15 protein-coding genes are annotated in these 12,860 nt (G+C 60.8%); 8 read left to right on the top strand and 7 right to left on the bottom strand.

Annotated features, from left to right (window positions below):
• Positions 1 to 56: 56 nt before the first annotated feature.
• The 4 genes from DKB71_RS28360 to DKB71_RS28375 form a co-directional block, all read right to left on the bottom strand.
• Positions 57 to 344 (bottom strand): PA4642 family protein, encoded by a 288-nt coding sequence (locus DKB71_RS28360; protein WP_274074179.1) that lies wholly within the window; start codon positions 342 to 344, stop codon positions 57 to 59.
• A gap of 63 nt (positions 345 to 407) precedes the next feature.
• A complete protein-coding gene (locus tag DKB71_RS28365) occupies positions 408 to 893 on the bottom strand; it encodes a hypothetical protein (RefSeq protein ID WP_408598827.1) in 486 nt (161 codons plus the stop codon).
• Between the two features lie 169 nt (positions 894 to 1,062).
• Positions 1,063 to 1,536: a WbuC family cupin fold metalloprotein gene (locus DKB71_RS28370; RefSeq protein WP_323606986.1), complete on the bottom strand. Its 474-nt coding sequence runs from the start codon at positions 1,534 to 1,536 to the stop codon at positions 1,063 to 1,065.
• 3 nt (positions 1,537 to 1,539) lie between these two features.
• Positions 1,540 to 2,097 (bottom strand): hypoxanthine-guanine phosphoribosyltransferase, encoded by a 558-nt coding sequence (locus DKB71_RS28375; protein WP_274074176.1) that lies wholly within the window; start codon positions 2,095 to 2,097, stop codon positions 1,540 to 1,542.
• A 176-nt stretch (positions 2,098 to 2,273) separates the two neighbouring features.
• On the opposite strand from DKB71_RS28375, the gene upp reads away from it, so the two are divergent.
• Together upp and DKB71_RS28385 are read left to right on the top strand one after the other, a co-directional pair.
• Positions 2,274 to 2,912 (top strand): uracil phosphoribosyltransferase, encoded by a 639-nt coding sequence (gene upp, locus DKB71_RS28380; protein ID WP_008060213.1) that lies wholly within the window; start codon positions 2,274 to 2,276, stop codon positions 2,910 to 2,912.
• Between the two features lie 2 nt (positions 2,913 to 2,914).
• Positions 2,915 to 4,189 (top strand): uracil-xanthine permease family protein, encoded by a 1,275-nt coding sequence (locus DKB71_RS28385; RefSeq protein WP_274074175.1) that lies wholly within the window; start codon positions 2,915 to 2,917, stop codon positions 4,187 to 4,189.
• Positions 4,190 to 4,261: 72 nt separating this feature from the next.
• Here DKB71_RS28385 and hemH read toward each other — a convergent pair whose 3' ends face one another.
• Complete coding sequence (gene hemH, locus DKB71_RS28390) at positions 4,262 to 5,287, bottom strand: ferrochelatase (RefSeq protein WP_408598830.1); 1,026 nt, start codon at positions 5,285 to 5,287, stop codon at positions 4,262 to 4,264.
• Positions 5,288 to 5,300: 13 nt separating this feature from the next.
• Positions 5,301 to 6,203 carry a TIGR01777 family oxidoreductase gene (locus DKB71_RS28395; protein ID WP_408598832.1) on the bottom strand — a complete coding sequence of 301 codons (903 nt, stop codon included), beginning with the start codon at positions 6,201 to 6,203 and terminating at the stop codon, positions 5,301 to 5,303.
• A 198-nt stretch (positions 6,204 to 6,401) separates the two neighbouring features.
• Here DKB71_RS28395 and DKB71_RS28400 point away from each other — a divergent pair, with 198 nt between their 5' ends.
• The 6 genes from DKB71_RS28400 to DKB71_RS28425 all read left to right on the top strand — a co-directional run bounded on the left by DKB71_RS28400 (position 6,402) and on the right by DKB71_RS28425 (position 12,198).
• A complete protein-coding gene (locus tag DKB71_RS28400; RefSeq protein WP_274074172.1) occupies positions 6,402 to 7,388 on the top strand; it encodes an NAD(P)/FAD-dependent oxidoreductase in 987 nt (328 codons plus the stop codon).
• Between the two features lie 204 nt (positions 7,389 to 7,592).
• Positions 7,593 to 8,552, top strand: coding sequence for a YbgA family protein (locus tag DKB71_RS28405; protein WP_408598834.1), 960 nt, complete (start codon positions 7,593 to 7,595; stop codon positions 8,550 to 8,552).
• Positions 8,552 to 9,493, top strand: coding sequence for a MerR family transcriptional regulator (locus tag DKB71_RS28410; protein WP_274074170.1), 942 nt, complete (start codon positions 8,552 to 8,554; stop codon positions 9,491 to 9,493). Before DKB71_RS28405 ends, DKB71_RS28410 begins: the two co-directional genes overlap by 1 nt.
• 31 nt (positions 9,494 to 9,524) lie before the next feature.
• Positions 9,525 to 10,970 carry a deoxyribodipyrimidine photo-lyase gene (gene phrB / locus DKB71_RS28415; protein WP_408598837.1) on the top strand — a complete coding sequence of 482 codons (1,446 nt, stop codon included), beginning with the start codon at positions 9,525 to 9,527 and terminating at the stop codon, positions 10,968 to 10,970.
• Positions 10,971 to 11,042: 72 nt separating this feature from the next.
• Entirely contained in the window at positions 11,043 to 11,807 is a 765-nt protein-coding gene (locus tag DKB71_RS28420) for an SDR family oxidoreductase (protein ID WP_274074168.1), read from the top strand.
• Between the two features lie 85 nt (positions 11,808 to 11,892).
• Positions 11,893 to 12,198, top strand: coding sequence for a YkgJ family cysteine cluster protein (locus DKB71_RS28425; RefSeq protein WP_274074167.1), 306 nt, complete (start codon positions 11,893 to 11,895; stop codon positions 12,196 to 12,198).
• A gap of 124 nt (positions 12,199 to 12,322) precedes the next feature.
• Here the strand turns inward: DKB71_RS28425 and DKB71_RS28430 are convergent, their stop codons facing one another.
• Positions 12,323 to 12,841 carry an acyloxyacyl hydrolase gene (locus tag DKB71_RS28430; RefSeq protein WP_274074166.1) on the bottom strand — a complete coding sequence of 173 codons (519 nt, stop codon included), beginning with the start codon at positions 12,839 to 12,841 and terminating at the stop codon, positions 12,323 to 12,325.
• Between the last annotated feature and the right edge of the window lie 19 nt (positions 12,842 to 12,860).

The raw sequence follows: 12,860 nt of genomic DNA on the forward strand, positions 1-12,860 counted from the left end.
ACACCGCCTTCGCCGGCAAGCCGGCTCCTACAAGGGGCCCGATGTTTTACAGACGGTCAGCCGCGAGCCTTGTTGATCAACTCGATGTATTCCGGCGCATTGCGCTGATCCTGGATCAAGGCAACGAAATCATTGCCGTGCTCATCCTTGCCGTTCACGTCATAACCTGCCTCGACGAAGAACGTCAGGAAACGCTCGAAGTCGTCGATCCGCAGGCCACGATAGGCCTTGATCAGCTTGTGCAGGGACGGGGAAGTCGCGTCGACCGGCTCGAAATCGAGGAACAACTTGATCTGCTCATCGCCGATCTCGTCACCAATCACTTGTTTCTTATCTTTACGCATTGCCGACTCCAGCTCGCAGACATTTCACGGGGCGGGCAGTTTACCCCTGCGCGGGCGCCGGGCTCAACGCGGACGAACAGCCCCGGTGTGCAGATCGGCCCAGATGTGGCCGTTGGCGTAGCTGAGAAACTGGCAATACACCGTGTCGTTGCGCAACAAGTCGATCACCACCCGGTACTGGGCCAGCGGGTAATAAAGCGTCAGGGTCTTGCTCTTGTCGTCGTACAGCGGCTTCTTCAGGCTTTTGCTTTCGCCATCGAAATTGACCAGTACCTGATTGATGGTCGCGCCCTTGTTCAAGGGTTTGCCCTTGAGGCGAATCATCAGCGGCGAGGTGACAGGGATCGGCTGCTGGCTGGACTGGCGCTGATTGCCGACCACCACCGAATATTCGGTGACTTGCAGCAGTTGTTGCTGCTCGGGTTCGGCATCACGCAGGGTCAGGTCGTCCGGCGGCAGGAATTGACTGTGCATTGGCGCCGGGGCGGCGGCCAGGGGCAGGCTGAAGGTCAGCAACAGGGCGGCACAGCAGCGGATCAAACGGCTCATGACAGGCTCCGGAATCGGGGCCATGCACTCTAGCATGGGCGGATGAACGTGAGTCTGTGAACACAACCCCCTGTGGGAGCGGGCTTGCTCGCGAAGACGGCGTGTCAGTCGACATCAACGCAGCTAACACACCGCTTTCGCGAGCAAGCTCGCTCCTACAGTTGGAGAATCAATCGAATTGCGCGCGCATCCAGGCCTGATACTCGGCAACACCGGGTTCGCCTTCACGCGGCGCCCAGTGCGCCAGCTCACCTTCGCCCACCGGACGATAGGGACCCGCCTTGCACTCGAACATCAGGCTGTCGGCTTCGAGCACCACCAGGCCATGGAACACACCGGTCGGCAAATCCACGCCAACGCAGTCGCCGCCGGCCTGCAGGATCTGCTTTTTCACCACTGCGCCAGCCTCGTCGAAAATCAACAGCCCAAGCCGTCCCTTAAGGACCAGCAAGGTCTCGGCCTTGTTTTCGCCCAGGTGGCGGTGCGGCGGAATATAGGTGCTCGGTTGCAGACCCACCGCCATCCGGTGGCAGGCGTCTTCCATCTGGTGGAAGTTGTGATGCTGGCGCCCACGGGGATTGGCCACGGCTTTCTCGGCCAATTCAGTGAACAGCGTTTGATCAAGAAAGCTCGGTGTGGCCATCGCTTACATTCCTTTAACGGCAAAAATCCCGTTGGCGTTACGCCAGTAGCCTTTGTAGTCCATGCCGTAGCCAAAGATGTAACGGTCGATGCACGGCAAACCGACGAAATCGGCCTTCAGGTCCGGACGAGCCTTGCGGTCGTGGTCCTTGTCGATCAGCACGGCGGTGTGCACTTTACGCGCGCCGGCGTGCTTGCAGAAGTCGATGATAGCGCCGAGGGTATGACCTTCGTCGAGGATGTCGTCGATGATCAGCACATCACGGTCGATGAACGAAATTTCCGGCTTGGCTTTCCAGAACAGCTCGCCGCCGCTGGTTTCGTTGCGATAGCGGGTGGCGTGCAGGTAGGACGCTTCCAGGGGGAATTGCAGGTGGGTGAGCAGTTTGCCGGCGAAAATCAGGCCGCCGTTCATCACGCAGAACACCACCGGGTTGCTGTCCGCCAGTTGATCGTTGATGTGTGCACCGACGCGGGCGATGGCTGCCTCGACTTCAGCTTCGGTGTACAGGCAGTCAGCCTCTCGCATGATTTGACGGATATGCTCGAGATCAGCGGACATGGCGCTCTCCTGGGGGGTGGTATCGGGGGGACTAAGTGCGGAAAAGCGGGCAAAGGTACGCATCCTGCGAGGCCAGATCAAGCGTTTGTGGACTAACGTACTTTATGTCTATAGGACATCACCCTCGGATAGATTAATCTAGGCCGGTTTTTTTGCCCGCCGCCGGAGCCTTTCCCATGCCCATCCTCGAGATCCGCCACCCGCTGATCCGCCACAAACTCGGCCTGATGCGCCGCGCAGACATCAGCACCAAGAATTTCCGCGAGCTCGCTCAGGAAGTCGGTGCCCTGCTGACCTATGAAGCCACCAAAGACCTGCCGCTGGAAACCTACGATATCGAAGGTTGGTGCGGCACCGTGTCGGTGGAGAAAATCGCCGGCAAGAAGATCACCGTCGTACCGATCCTGCGCGCCGGTATCGGCATGCTCGAAGGCGTGCTGAGCCTGATCCCGGGCGCCAAGGTCAGCGCCGTGGGCGTGGCCCGCAACGAGGAAACCCTCGAAGCCCACACCTACCTCGAGAAACTGGTGCCGGAAATCGACGAACGCCTGGCCATGATCATCGACCCGATGCTCGCCACCGGCGGCTCGATGGTTGCCACCATCGACCTGTTGAAAAAGGCCGGCTGCAAGGACATCCGCGCCATGGTGCTGGTTGCTGCACCCGAAGGTATCGCCGTGGTCGAGAAAGCTCACCCGGACGTGATCATCTACACCGCTTCGATCGACCAGAAACTCAACGAACACGGTTACATCATCCCGGGCCTGGGCGATGCTGGCGACAAGATCTTCGGCACCAAGCAGAAGGACGCGTAAGCATGCAACAAGAGTTCAACGATCCGCTCTGGCGCACGGTGCTGTCTGGCGCCCAGATGCTGTTCGTGGCCTTCGGCGCCCTGGTGTTGATGCCGCTGATCACGGGGCTCGACCCCAATGTGGCACTGTTTACCGCAGGCCTGGGGACAATTCTGTTCCAGGTCGTCACCGGGCGCCAGGTACCGGTGTTCCTGGCGTCGAGCTTCGCCTTCATCACCCCGATCATTCTCGCCAAGGGCCAGTTCGGCCTCGCCGCGACCATGGGCGGCGTGATGGCGGCCGGTTTTGTCTATACCTTCCTCGGCCTGGCCGTGAAAATCAAAGGCACCGGCTTCATCGACCGCCTGTTGCCGCCGGTGGTGATTGGCCCGGTGATCATTTCCATTGGCCTGGCCATGGCGCCGATTGCCGCCAACATGGCGATGGGCAAGGCCGGTGACGGCAGTGAACTGATTCATTACCAGACGGCAATGCTGATCTCGATGCCGGCGTTGCTGACCACCCTGATCGTCGCGGTGTTCGGCAAAGGCATTTTCCGCCTGGTGCCGATCATCTCCGGCGTGCTGGTGGGCTTTGGCATGGCGTTCTACTTTGGCGTGGTCGATACCGCGAAGATTGCGGCGGCCCCCTGGTTCGCCATTCCGCACTTCACCGCTCCGGAATTCAACTGGCAGGCGATCCTGTTCATCGTTCCGGTGGCCCTGGCCCCGGCCATCGAGCATATCGGCGGCGTGATCGCCGTGGGTAGCGTGACCGGTCGCGACTACCTGAAGAAGCCTGGCCTGCACCGCACCCTGCTGGGCGATGGCATTGCCACCACTGCCGCGGGCCTGTTCGGCGGTCCACCCAACACCACGTACGCCGAAGTCACCGGCGCGGTGATGCTGACCAAGAACTACAACCCGAAAATCATGACCTGGGCAGCGATCTTCGCCATCAGCCTGGCGTTCATCGGCAAATTCGGTGCGCTGCTGCAAAGCATTCCGGTGCCGGTGATGGGCGGGATTCTCTGCCTGTTGTTCGGCTCGATCGCGGCCGTGGGGATGAACACGCTGATTCGCCACAAGATCGACCTGGGCGAAGCGCGCAACCTGGTGATCGTCTCGGTGACCCTGGTGTTCGGTATTGGTGGCGTACTGGTCGGTACGGGCACAGGCCCGGACGACTTCGGCCTCAAAGGTATCGCGCTGTGCGCGGTGGTGGCGATTGCGCTGAACCTGATCCTGCCGGGCAATGACAGCTGGAAGCACAAGAAGGCGGATGAGCCGCTGATCTAAGGCAGCCTTGAGGACGCCATCGCGGGCAAGCCACGCTCCTACAAGAGCGTGGCTTGCTGGCGATGGATGCTTTTAAAGCACCAACGGTGCCCGCTCGCACAACGTACTCAACGCCTTCGCCCATTGCGGGTCATCGTTGAGGCACGGCACCAGCACCAACTCCTCTCCCCCCGCTTCGCGGAACTGCTCCAGCCCGCGATCGCCGATTTCTTCCAGGGTCTCGATGCAATCGGCGACGAAGGCCGGACACATCACCAGCAGCCTCTTCACCCCGCTTTTGCCGAGCTCATCCAGGCGCGCTTCGGTATAGGGCTCGATCCATTTGGCTCGCCCCAGGCGCGACTGGAACGACACCGACCATTTGCCATCCGGCAACCCCAGGCGCTTGGCGAACTCGGATGCCGTGCGCAGGCATTGGGCGCGGTAGCAGGTCATCAATACTGCTGGCGAAGCGTTCAGGCAGCAATTCTCGCCTCGCAAGCAATGGTGACCGGTAGGGTCGATCTTGGTCAGGTGCCGCTCCGGTAAACCGTGGAAACTCAACAGCAGGTGATCGTAATCCTGCAGCAAATACGGCTTGGCGCTGGCCACCAGCGCATCGAGGTATTCCGGTTGATCGTAGAACGGCTGGAGCACCGACAGTTGCACGTCGAGGTTTTTCTCACGCAGCACGCGCTTGGCTTCCTCGATCACCGTGGTGGTGGTGCTGTCGGCGAACTGTGGATAAAGCGGTGCCAGGGTGATCCGCTTATGCCCTTGGGCTGCCAGGCGCACCAGTGCCGACTCGATCGACGGCTCACCGTAACGCATCGCCAACTCCACCGGGCCATGGTGCCACTGCGTAGTCATTGCCTGTTGCAGGCGACGGCTGAGCACCACCAGCGGCGAACCCTCGTCCCACCAGATCGACGCGTAGGCATGCGCCGACTGCTCGGGACGCTTGATCAGGATCAGCGACACCAGCAAGCGCCGCAGCGGCCATGGCAGGTCGATGACGTACGGGTCCATCAGAAACTGATTGAGGTAGCGGCGCACGTCCGCCACCGAAGTGGAGGCCGGTGAGCCCAGGTTGACCAGAAGCAACGGGTGATCGGTCATGCAACGTCCTATTTCAAAGGCGGCTGGATAAATCGTCCAGGGCCGCGCGCAAATCAGTGAACTGGAAAGTGAAACCCGCTTCCAGCAAGCGAGCCGGTACGGCCTTCTGGCCGCCCAGCAAAAGCAATGACAACTCGCCCAGGCACACCTTCAACGCCAGGGTTGGCAAGGGCATGAACGACGGGCGATTCAGCACGCTGCCCAATGTCTTGGCAAACTCGCGATTGCGCACCGGGTTGGGCGCACAGGCATTATAAGGACCACTGGCGCTTTGCCGATGCAGAAGAAAATCAATCAGGGCGATTTGGTCGTTGATATGAATCCACGGCATCCACTGCCGGCCGCTGCCGATAGGCCCGCCCAGCCCCAGTTTGAAGGGCAGCAACAGGCGCGACAAAAAGCCGCCGTCCGCCGACAACACCAGCCCGGTGCGAATGAAGATCACGCGAATGCCCAAACCCTCGGCACGCTGGGCGGTTTCCTCCCAGGCGATGCATAACTGGCTGGCGAAGTCATCGATGACCGGCGGCGAATCCTCGCTCAGTTCACGCTCCCCCCCATCGCCGTACCAGCCGACCGCGGACCCCGAAATCAATACCTGAGGTTTCTGTTCACGGCTTTCGAGCCAGGCGAGCAGGGTTTCAGTCAGGGTGATGCGGCTACTCCACAACAGGGCCTTGCGCTTGTGGGTCCACGGGCGATCGGCAATCGGCGCGCCGGCCAGATTGACGATGGCGTCCACCGGCTCTTGCCCGAGCTCTTCAAGCCGTGCGATACCACGCACCTGGGCACCGCAGATTTTCGCGACTTTTGCAGGGCTCCGACTCCAGACGGTAAGGCGGTGCCCCTGGTTCAACCAGTGTCGGCAGAGCTGACGTCCTATCAAACCAGTACCGCCGGTCAGCAATATGTGCATGACTTCTTCCTCGCGTGGCGTTTTACCCTGATCACTAGTCTATTTTTATAAGCAAGGGATCTTTTGGTATCGGGCAGGCTCTGTGTTTAACAATAGGCCAAGCTGTCAGAACGAGAACGCTGAAAGTTATACCAAAAAACAATATTGTACAGGTTTCAACCCCGGCGTAGTCTGTACAGACAGGTAAACGAGGCCCTTATGACTGTACCTATCGCAATCATCGGCACCGGCATTGCCGGACTCTCAGCCGCTCAAGCCCTGACCGACCTGGGGCATGTCGTGCAACTTTTCGATAAAAGCCGCGGCAGTGGCGGACGCATGTCGAGCAAGCGCAGCGATGCGGGTGCCCTGGACATGGGCGCGCAATATTTCACCGCCCGCGACCGCCGTTTTGTCACCGAAGTCCAGCGCTGGCAAGCCAATGGCTGGGTCGCGGAATGGACGCCGCAGCTGTATACCTACCATGGCGGCCGGCTCGATCTGTCACCGGACGAACAGACGCGCTGGGTCGGCACCCCGCGCATGAGCGCCATCACCCGTGCCCTGCTGGGCGACCTGGAAGTGCATTTCGCCTGCCGGATCACCGAGGTGTATCGCGGCGAAGAACACTGGCATCTGCAGGATGCCGAAGGTTTCACCCACGGCCCGTTCAGTCACGTGATCATCGCCACTCCGGCACCCCAGGCCACCGCGCTGCTGGCCTCCGCGCCGAAGCTCGCGGGCGCCGCCGCCGGTGTAAAAATGGACCCTACCTGGGCCGTTGCCCTGGCCTTCGAGACACCGCTGGAAACGCCCATCGAGGGCTGCTTCGTGCAAGACAGTCCGCTTGACTGGCTGGCTCGCAACCGCAGCAAACCGGGGCGCGACAACACCCTCGACACCTGGGTGCTGCACGCCACCAGTGCCTGGAGCCGCCAGCATATCGACCTGCCGAAAGAAGCGGTGATCGAGCAATTACATGGCGCGTTCGCCGAGCTGTTGCACGACGCCATGCCCGCGCCCAGCTTCAGCCTGGCCCACCGCTGGCTCTACGCCCGCCCCGCCAGCAGTCATGAATGGGCCACCCTGGCCGATGCCGACCTGGGCCTGTATGCGTGTGGCGACTGGTGCCTGTCCGGCCGCGTGGAAGGTGCATGGCTCAGCGGCCAGGAAGCCGCCCGCCGCCTGCATGCACACTTGCAATAACGCAACACCGCGACACTGGCTTGCCAGCGATGAACGATAACGTGGTGTGCTGAACACCGCCGTACCTGGATCGCTGGCAACGTCGCTGAGACAAGCCACGCAAAAACCTGTACAAGAAATTTGACTTGTACACCTTTGAATCTATGATGAACCTATGTTGTACAGCCTTTTAGCTCTGTACAGGTTTAGATTCCGAGGTACTCGATGTCCCTGCCCCCCGCCAAACCAAAAATTGCCATCAGCGCCTGCCTGATGGGTTTTGACGTGCGCTACAACGGCGGCCACAAGGCATCACAGCTGTGCCGCCAGGTCCTCGGCGAATACTTCGATTTTGTCCCCATCTGCCCGGAAGTCGCCATCGGCCTGGGCATTCCACGCCAGCCCATCCGGCTGGTGGGCGATGCTCAGGCCCCCCAGGCCGTCGGCACGGTCGATCGCGACCTCGATGTCACCCAGCCGCTGGCGGACTATGGCCGCCATATGGCGGCGGAGCTAGGCGATATCTGCGGTTACATCTTCATGCAGCAATCCCCTTCCTGCGGCCTGGAGCGGGTCAAGGTCTACCACGCCAACGGCGCCCCGGTGACTGGCGGTGGCCGGGGCATCTACGCCCGGGCGTTCTGCGCCCTGCAAGCGGATCTGCCGGTGGAAGAGGACGGTCGGCTCAACGACCCGGTGCTGCGCGAAAACTTTCTCACCCGCGTATTCGCCTACAGCGCCTGGCAACAATTGTTACAGGAAGGCCTGAGCCGCCGCGGCCTGACAACATTTCACTCACGCTACAAATACCTGCTGATGGCCCACAACCCAACGCAATACAAAATCCTCGGCAATCTGCTGGGCAACATGGGCCAGACCGACCCGCAGGAACTCGGGCCGCGCTACTTCAGCCAGCTGATGGCCGCCCTGAAGAAATGTGCCACCCGCCGCACCCACACCAATGTGTTGCATCACCTGAGCGGTTACCTGAAAAAAACCCTCAGCGCCGAGGACAAGCAGGAAATGCAACACCTCATCGGTCAATACCGCCAAGGCATCGTGCCGCTGGTGGTGCCGCTGACGTTGCTCAAGCATCACTTTCGCCAACACCCGGACCCGTACATCGACCAGCAGGTGTACCTGCAACCCCATCCGGAAAATCTCAGCTTGCGAAACGCCATCTGATGAAACCCCTACTCGACAGCAGCGCCAGCGAAGACCTCGGTGCCGACTTCAAGAAGGCCCTGGACGAAGGCTGGCTGCCGATCCGCGAAGTCGCCCGGCAGACCGGGGTGAATGCCGTGACGCTGCGAGCCTGGGAACGTCGCTATGGCTTGATCGTGCCGCAACGCACACCCAAGGGGCACCGGCTGTTCTCGGCTGAACATGTACAGCGCATTTTGGCGATACTCACCTGGATCAACCGCGGCGTGGCCGTCAGCCAGGTCAAGCAATTGCTCGACACCCCGCAGGCCTTCAGCGGGTTCGTTGAAAACGATTGGCAGGTGTTGCGCCATACCTTGCTGCACGCCGTCTCGCAGCTGAGCGAACGGACCCTGGACGACACCGTCAACCAGGCCATGGCGCTCTACCCGCCACGCACCCTGTGCGAGCAGTTGCTCCTGCCCCTGCTGGCGGAACTTGAACAGCGCTGGCAAGGGCAGTTCGGCACGCAGATGGAACGGGTATTTTTTTACTCCTGGTTGCGTAGCAAGTTTGGCGCGCGCATCTACCATGACAATCGTCAGTTACACAGCGCGCCACTGCTGTTGATCAACCACTCGGACCTGCCACTTGAACCTCACCTGTGGCTCACCGCGTGGTTGATCAGCAGCGCCGATTGCCCGGTGCAAGTGTTTGACTGGCCACTCCCGGCCAGCGAACTGGCAATGGCTGTCGATTTACTGCAACCACGGGGCGTCTTGCTGTATTCCAGCAAAGCGATAAACCTTTCACAGGTGGTGAAACTTTTAAACGGCGCCAGTTGCCCAAAAATGATCGCCGGACCCACGGTGTGCATTCACAACACCGAGTTGTCCGCAATAACGTCAGGGATCGCTGATCTGTACCTGGCCGACAATCCGTTGGCAGCGCACCAGGTACTGGTTCAATGCGGGCTCGTTTAATGGCATTCCAACGGTTCGAGCGGACACCCACATGCAATTGATCTGGCTGCGCAGCGACCTGCGCGTGCATGACAACACCGCCCTCGCGGCCGCGGCAACCCGTGGCCCGACTGTGGCGGTGTTTTTGCTGAGTCCGGAGCAATGGCGTGAACATGACGACGCCGCCTGCAAAGTGGACTTCTGGCTGCGCAACCTGCAGGCGTTGAGTCGTGTGTTGGGCCAGTTGAACATTCCCCTGCTGATCCGCAATGCTCCCCGCTGGGATGACGCTCCGACCGTGCTGCTCGAGCTGTGCCGGCAATTGCAGATCGACACGGTGCATCTCAACGAGGAATACGGCATCCATGAAACCCGTCGCGATGCCGCGGTGGCCCGGGCCCTGAATACCGAAGGCATCGAGGTCCGCCGCTACCTCGATCAGTTGCTGTTCAAGCCCGGCAGTGTGCTGAGCAAAACCGGTACTTACTTTCAGGTCTTCAGTCAGTTCCGCAAGGTCTGTCATGAACGGCTGCGTCACTCGCTGCCGGGCCTGGTACCTGCACCGGTGGCGCAAGCGCCGCTGAATATAGCCAGCGACGCCATCGCGACGCAGGTCGAAGGCTTCGACGTGCCCCCTGACCGCCTGCGCGCCCTGTGGCCGGCCGGTGAAGACGAAGCCAGGCGCCGTCTCGACAGCTTTGCCGAGGTGCAGATCGACTACTACCAGAGCGAGCGCGACTTCCCGGCAAAACCCGGCACCAGCCAACTCTCGACCTATCTGGCCGCCGGGGTGATTTCGCCCCGCCAGTGCCTGCATACCGCGCTGCAAAGTAATCAAGGCGAGCTCGAAAGCGGCAAGGTCGGCGCCGTCACCTGGATCAATGAACTGCTGTGGCGCGAGTTCTACAAACACATTCTGGTGGGCTACCCACGGGTCTCTCGTCACCGTGCCTTTCGCCCGGAAACCGAGGCCTTGGCGTGGCGCAATGCTCCCGAGGAGCTCGCCGCCTGGCAGCAAGGCCGTACCGGCTTTCCGATCATCGACGCGGCCATGCGCCAATTGCTGGAAACCGGCTGGATGCACAATCGCCTGCGTATGGTGGTGGCGATGTTCCTGACCAAGAACCTGTTGATCGACTGGCGCGAGGGCGAACGTTTTTTCATGCGCCACCTGATCGATGGCGACCTGGCAGCGAACAACGGGGGCTGGCAGTGGAGTTCGTCCACCGGCACCGACTCGGCGCCTTACTTCCGGATTTTCAACCCGCTGAGCCAGTCGCTAAAATTCGACGCCGAGGGCCGGTTCATCAAGCACTGGCTACCCCAGTTGTCGGAGCTCGATAACAAGGCTGTGCACAACCCGGCGCAACTTGGCGGACTGTTCGGTGTGACCGGTTATCCTGCTCCGATCGTCGACTTGAACACCTCCCGTGCTCGCGCCTTGGCCGCGTTCAAGAACCTGCCGTCGCGGCAAACTGCCGGGAGCCACCATGAATAGCCGAATGCTGCGCCAATACGAACATCTACCGGTATGGGGCCGGGCGATTGCCTGGCTGCAAAGGAGAACGGGATGAGCCTTACACCTCCACGTCGATACTGGTTGACCGGTGCGAGCAGCGGCATTGGCGCCGCGCTGGCCGAAGAAATACTCAAGACCGGCGCCCACCTGGCCGTCAGCTCCCGCTCGCTGGCGCCGCTGAGAGTCCTTTCCCTGCGCTATCCCGGGCAGGTATTGGTGGTGGCTGGCGACTTGACCAACAGCCAGACGGTACGTGAAATCGGCGAGCAGATTGCCCAGGACTGGGGATATCTGGACACCGTGATCCTCAACGCCGGCACCTGCGAATACGTGGATGCCAAGCAGTTCGACGCCTCGATCATCGAGCATGTGGTGCGCACCAACCTGCTCGCCAGCAGCTACTGCATCGAAGCGGCGCTGCCACTGCTGCGCGCTGGCACGGCGCCGCACCTGGTAGGCCTGGCCAGTTCGGTGACTTACCTGCCACTGCCCCGCGCAGAGGCCTATGGCGCCTCGAAAGCCGGGATGCGTCACCTGTTCGAATCCCTGCGCATTGACCTGGCACCGGAAGGGATCGAAGTCACGGTGGTCAGCCCCGGCTTCGTCGAGACCTCACTGACATCGAAAAACGCCTGGCCAACGGGGAAAGCTGCCCAGCACATTTTCCACGAAATGAAGAACCGGCCTGTGGATATCCCGTTGCCGGGAACGCTCATGGCAACCCTCTGGCCGCTGTCGAAAACGACCGACCGGACCCGGTTGGCGATTGGCAAACGCATGGTACGCAGCAGCCCGCCGATCATGGATCAGTTGTGATCAACAAACTTGCAGTGCACGCCAGCCACTGAGCGTCCGTCAGAGCTTTCACACGGCGCCGGCTGACTGCCTTACACTGCGCGCCATGAAAACCATCCCTCACACACAAATCGCCACGCCGACGGTGACCTGCTCGACCTGCGCAGCCTGCTGCTGCCAGCTCGAAGTCATGCTGATCACCGATACCGGCGTGCCCGAGCGATTCATCGACACCGATGATTGGGGTGGGGAAGTCATGCTGCGCCTGGATGACGGCTGGTGCGCCGCGCTGGATCGCAACACGATGATGTGCACCATCTACGAAAAACGCCCGCTGATCTGCCGGGAGTTCGAGATGGGGGCACCGGAATGCATCGAGGAACGCCAAGGCATTTCGACGGCGTATCGCTGAAACTCAAATCACCGCAAATCCAATGTGGGAGCGGGCTTGCTCGCGAAGGCAATTTAACATTCAACATACATGTTGAATGACAGTCCGCTTTCGCGAGCAAGCCCGCTCCCACATTTACCGAGTGTTACAACGGCATCGTGTAATGCAGCGCGTAACTTTCTACGCCTTGGTTGGGACTGGCGATCCCGGCATTGGAATAGTGCGTGGCGCGAACTCCGACTTCATGCCCGCCAGCAAAGCGCAGGCCGACACCTAAACGGTCTTCGAACTGAAACGCGCTGCCCAGGTCGTTGTTTTCCACTTCGGTAGTGGCGAACACCGCCACGCCTACCCCGAGTTCCACATAGGGTTTAACGCTCTCACCGGCGAACTCATAAACAAACACTGGGGAGAACGAAAGGCTGTGGTTGCTGGATTTCTCGTCGCCATCCCAATAGGTGTAGGCGCCGCTCCAGTAACCGGTCAAACGACCGACGTCGCTTTGCCACCAGCTCTTGTCCCAATCGAATTGCATGCCCAGCCGATAAGTCATGGTCGACTCGGGGGTCTGGCCGATCCCGAACTCCACGCCTGCCGCCTGTGCAGTGAAACTGTGCCCCATCAGTGCAGCCGCAATCGCGGCCAAGCAAAATAGTCGCTTCATAGAAACATCCTTTTCCGAA

Origin of the sequence: Pseudomonas sp. PLMAX, from assembly GCF_046042685.1 — a bacterium.
GTDB lineage: Bacteria > Pseudomonadota > Gammaproteobacteria > Pseudomonadales > Pseudomonadaceae > Aquipseudomonas > Aquipseudomonas putida_AE.

Excerpts from the sequence above, each read along its gene's own strand:
- DKB71_RS28360 (WP_274074179.1), bottom strand. The coding sequence starts at position 344 with ATGCGTAAAGATAAGAAACAAGTGATTGGTGACGAGATCGGCGATGAG.
- DKB71_RS28365 (WP_408598827.1), bottom strand. The coding sequence starts at position 893 with ATGAGCCGTTTGATCCGCTGCTGTGCCGCCCTGTTGCTGACCTTCAGC.
- DKB71_RS28370 (WP_323606986.1), bottom strand. The coding sequence starts at position 1,536 with ATGGCCACACCGAGCTTTCTTGATCAAACGCTGTTCACTGAATTGGCC.
- DKB71_RS28375 (WP_274074176.1), bottom strand. The coding sequence starts at position 2,097 with ATGTCCGCTGATCTCGAGCATATCCGTCAAATCATGCGAGAGGCTGAC.
- upp (WP_008060213.1), top strand. The coding sequence starts at position 2,274 with ATGCCCATCCTCGAGATCCGCCACCCGCTGATCCGCCACAAACTCGGC.
- DKB71_RS28385 (WP_274074175.1), top strand. The coding sequence starts at position 2,915 with ATGCAACAAGAGTTCAACGATCCGCTCTGGCGCACGGTGCTGTCTGGC.
- hemH (WP_408598830.1), bottom strand. The coding sequence starts at position 5,287 with ATGACCGATCACCCGTTGCTTCTGGTCAACCTGGGCTCACCGGCCTCC.
- DKB71_RS28395 (WP_408598832.1), bottom strand. The coding sequence starts at position 6,203 with ATGCACATATTGCTGACCGGCGGTACTGGTTTGATAGGACGTCAGCTC.
- DKB71_RS28400 (WP_274074172.1), top strand. The coding sequence starts at position 6,402 with ATGACTGTACCTATCGCAATCATCGGCACCGGCATTGCCGGACTCTCA.
- DKB71_RS28405 (WP_408598834.1), top strand. The coding sequence starts at position 7,593 with ATGTCCCTGCCCCCCGCCAAACCAAAAATTGCCATCAGCGCCTGCCTG.
- DKB71_RS28410 (WP_274074170.1), top strand. The coding sequence starts at position 8,552 with ATGAAACCCCTACTCGACAGCAGCGCCAGCGAAGACCTCGGTGCCGAC.
- phrB (WP_408598837.1), top strand. The coding sequence starts at position 9,525 with ATGCAATTGATCTGGCTGCGCAGCGACCTGCGCGTGCATGACAACACC.
- DKB71_RS28420 (WP_274074168.1), top strand. The coding sequence starts at position 11,043 with ATGAGCCTTACACCTCCACGTCGATACTGGTTGACCGGTGCGAGCAGC.
- DKB71_RS28425 (WP_274074167.1), top strand. The coding sequence starts at position 11,893 with ATGAAAACCATCCCTCACACACAAATCGCCACGCCGACGGTGACCTGC.
- DKB71_RS28430 (WP_274074166.1), bottom strand. The coding sequence starts at position 12,841 with ATGAAGCGACTATTTTGCTTGGCCGCGATTGCGGCTGCACTGATGGGG.